This is a genomic window from Streptomyces durbertensis (genome assembly GCF_014156695.1).
GTDB lineage: Bacteria > Actinomycetota > Actinomycetes > Streptomycetales > Streptomycetaceae > Streptomyces > Streptomyces durbertensis.
In genome coordinates, this window is sequence record NZ_WMLF01000503.1 from 1 (window position 1) to 3,581 (window position 3,581).

Genomic DNA, 3,581 nt, shown 5'->3' on the forward strand with positions numbered 1-3,581 from the left:
CTTCAAGGAAGCGTTCCCCTTCACGGTGATGGTCAGGTCGCGTGAGCGGTGCCCGGACGGCGGTGTGCGCACCGTCCGTCCGGGCATGCCAACAGAGCGTGGCCCAGCCACCGGAACACGTCAACAACTCACCGGGTTCCGGGTGGAAACGCCAGTGGGCCGACCTGTGAAGAAGTCCCGCGCCCCCGGGACGGGCTCAGTCGTTGGGGACGGTCTCGTAGCGCGGGGTGCCCTCGGCCATCTGCCGCAGCGCGTCCTTCCGGTCCCGCTTGGACAGCCGGTCGATGTACAGCCGGCCGTAGAGGTGGTCCGTCTCGTGCTGGAGGCAGCGGGCGAAGTAGCCCGTGCCGCGCACGGCGATCGGCTTGCCTTCGAGGTCCTGGCCGCGCACCACGGCGTAGTCGGGCCGGGCCAGCTCGGCGTAGGCGCCGGGCACCGACAGGCAGCCCTCGTTGCTGTCGTCCAGGCGGCGCAGCTCGGCGGGCAGTTCGTCCAGCACCGGGTTGCAGACCACGCCCACGTGGCGGGCGCCCTCGTCGTCGGGGCAGTCGTAGACAAAGACCTTCAGGTCGACGCCGATCTGGTTCGCGGCCAGGCCCACGCCCTCGGCCGCGCGCTGCGAGGCGAACATGTCGTCCACGAGCGCGGCCAGCTCGGGGCCGAAGTCGGTGACGTCCCGGCACTCCCGGTGCAGCACCGGGTTGCCGACGACCGTGATCGGCCGGGCCGTGCCGCGCAGCCGGTGCGCCTCCTCGCGCGCCGCGCAGTCCTCGGTGTCGACGATGAACTCGTCCGGGCCGTCCGCCGCGTCCTGGGAGCGGGTCTCCTGCTGCTGGGACATCTTCAGCCGTACGCCTTCCTCGAACCTGCCGGCCTTTGCACTGCCGGGTGTCGCCCTACAGGGTACGGGGCGTGCCGCGGCGGCTCAGCAGACCTCTTCCAGATCCCGCCACTCGCGGGTGTCCGGGCTGTCGGCGACCCAGCCGTCCAGCAGGCCGCGCACCAGGCCGGCCGGTGCCGCGACACCGCACTCGCGCTCCGGGTGCCACAGCTGGCCGGGCCCGCCGGTGTTCATGTGGCCGAGCGGACCGGGCTGCCCCGGGGCGCTGTGGTCGTGCGGGTCCTGGCGGTGGTTGCCGTCGCCCTCGTCGCTGGGCATGCGCGACTCCGAGCAGGAGCGGCACAGCAGCCGTACGGAGGCCGACCAGTCCTCGGCGGCGAAGCCGGCGTCCGCCGCGAGCAGTTCCAGGGCGTCCCGGTCGGCCTCGGTGGCGGCCTCCAGGAGGACCACCCACGTCGGCACCGGGGAGGGCGCCCACAGCTCTATCTCGTCGAACACCGGGAAGGCCGTCGGCGTACCGGACATCGTCAACAGCCGCTCGCCGTGCGGGACACCGTCGTGCAGCACCACCTCGCCCCAGCGGCGACCGGAGGACGGCAGCGGGATGGACTGCACCTCGATCCGCGCCGGGTCCAGCCTGCGGCCCCAGACGACCTCCGCCTCGCCCTCCGGTGAGAGCCGCAGCGCGGCGCTGCCCAGGCCCATGCCGACCGGCTCGTCCCCGCCGGACTCCTCGGCCGTGGCCGGTACCCGCAGTCCGTATGCCTGCCAGGCGCGGCGCGCCAGCGGCCAGTCCTGGAGGGCGGTGGCGGCGATGCCCAGGTTCCACCAGTCGGGGGCGCCGGCGGAACGGTCCAGCAGCGCCACGGCCCGCAGCCCCGCCGTGCGGGCCTGCTCCCAGTCGTGCCGGAACTTGTGCAGCAGCGCCAGGTTGAACCAGGACTCCGACAGCCAGGGTTCGAGATCGGCGGCACGGGTGAGCAGCGCGCCCGCGTCCTCGTACCGGCCGTCGCCGATGAGGGTGAACGCGCGGTCGGTGGCCAGCCGCCAGTCGGTGGATGGCCGATGCCGTGCCCTGCCGAAGAACTTCACGATGATCCCGCCTGATTCCCGCCTGTCGGTTGTGAGACACCCTTGCCGGTACCCGGCGACCGACGTCCGACGACAAGTCGTCGAACCGTCGCCGCGAAAACTGTTCTCGCATCCAACCATGCCCGCCGCGAGGCGCGCTCATTACCCGTGGGTCCCGCCGGTCGGGGAGGGACCCGGAGGTTTCCTGGGGTCAGCTTGCGTCAGGGTGCGCTCGCGCGCGAGGGGAAAACCGGAAGTACCCCCGAGCGTGGGATTCGGGGGCCTCGCACAGCCGGACGGAACGCGGGAGGGCCCGTCGGCTCAGTGGGTGTTCCGGCGGGGGGAGGACGAGGCGGCGGGGTCCTCGTCCGACTCCTCGGCGGAGGGCGCCGGATGGGTGTACCCGGCCACGTCCACCACGGTCTGCTCCGGCACCGCCTGGCCGGCCCGGATCAGCTCGATCCGGCTCATCACCTTCGACCGGAGGTCGGTCGGCACCTCGTCGTGGCCGCAGCAGCGTTTGACGAGCTTCTTCACCGCCTGCTCCAGGCCGTACTTCTCCAGGCAGGGCGAACACTCGTCGAAGTGCTCGGCGAGCTTGTCGCGGTCGCAGTCGGGCATCTCCTGGTCCAGGTACTCGTAGAGATGGTCCAGGACTTCAGAGCAGTTCGTCTCATTGGGGTCTGAGCTACTCATGAGCCCGAGCCTTTCCGGTTGTGCGACTCCTCCAACGCGCCCCCGCCGGCGGACGCCGGGACCATGCCGCGCTCACGCGCGTAGTCCTCCAGCATGCCGCGCAGCTGGCGCCGCCCCCGGTGCAGCCGGGACATCACGGTGCCGATAGGGGTACCCATGATGTCCGCGATCTCCTTGTACGCAAAGCCCTCGACGTCCGCGAGATAGACCGCGATCCGGAACTCCTCGGGAATGGCCTGAAGGGCCTCCTTGACGTCGGAGTCCGGCAGGTGGTCGAGGGCCTGGGACTCCGCCGAGCGCAGCCCCGTGGACATGTGGGACTCCGCCCTGGCCAGCTGCCAGTCCTCGATCTCCTCGGCGGCGCTGCGCTGCGGCTCGCGCTGCTTCTTGCGGTAGGAGTTGATGAAGGTGTTGGTCAGGATGCGGTACAGCCACGCCTTGAGGTTCGTGCCCTCGCGGAACTGGTGGAAGGACGCGTACGCCTTGGCGTACGTCTCCTGGACCAGGTCCTCGGCGTCGGCGGGATTGCGGGTCATGCGCAGCGCGGCGGAGTACATCTGGTCGAGGAACTCCAGCGCGTCCCGCTCGAAGCGGGCGTTGCGCTCGGCCTCCGTCTCCGACCGCGTGCTTCCGTCCTCGGGCCCGGCGACCAGACCCACCTCCTCCGTAGCGGTGCGACGTGCGACGGGCGACGCCTCCACGGGCGGGCCCGCCTCGGAGGATAGCTCCTGCAGCAGGCCACGGGCGGTAGCGTCGACGGGGTGGCCGTCCGCGGCGCCGGCCAGCGCCAGAGTGGCCCAGTCCAGCCTCGCGGCCTGGGGACGCTGGGGGCAGGCGACAGAACCCATGGGGGCGGCTCCCTCTCGTGTGCATCACTCGACTTTGTACCGACTGTCCCTGCCAACAAGCGGACCCCTCCCGGCATTCCCGCCGCCGGGGGAATCCGCGACGGGATGGGCGGCGGGATGGGAGG

4 protein-coding genes are annotated in these 3,581 nt (G+C 71.5%); all 4 read right to left on the reverse strand.

Features of this window, described 5'->3' with window-relative positions; all coding sequences use genetic code 11:
- Nucleotides 1-196: 196 nt before the first annotated feature.
- The gene (def, locus tag GL263_RS23395; protein ID WP_182857731.1) at nucleotides 197-841 is read right to left on the reverse strand and encodes a peptide deformylase; all 645 of its coding nucleotides are present in this window, start codon (nucleotides 839-841) and stop codon (nucleotides 197-199) included.
- An 84-nt stretch (nucleotides 842-925) separates the two neighbouring features.
- Nucleotides 926-1,933 (reverse strand): tetratricopeptide repeat protein, encoded by a 1,008-nt coding sequence (locus tag GL263_RS23400; RefSeq protein WP_182857732.1) that lies wholly within the window; start codon nucleotides 1,931-1,933, stop codon nucleotides 926-928.
- A 300-nt stretch (nucleotides 1,934-2,233) separates the two neighbouring features.
- Complete coding sequence (rsrA, locus tag GL263_RS23405) at nucleotides 2,234-2,608, reverse strand: mycothiol system anti-sigma-R factor (protein ID WP_182857733.1); 375 nt, start codon at nucleotides 2,606-2,608, stop codon at nucleotides 2,234-2,236.
- Nucleotides 2,605-3,456 carry a sigma-70 family RNA polymerase sigma factor gene (locus tag GL263_RS23410; protein WP_182857734.1) on the reverse strand — a complete coding sequence of 284 codons (852 nt, stop codon included), beginning with the start codon at nucleotides 3,454-3,456 and terminating at the stop codon, nucleotides 2,605-2,607. Before GL263_RS23410 ends, rsrA begins: the two co-directional genes overlap by 4 nt.
- Nucleotides 3,457-3,581: the final 125 nt, after the last annotated feature.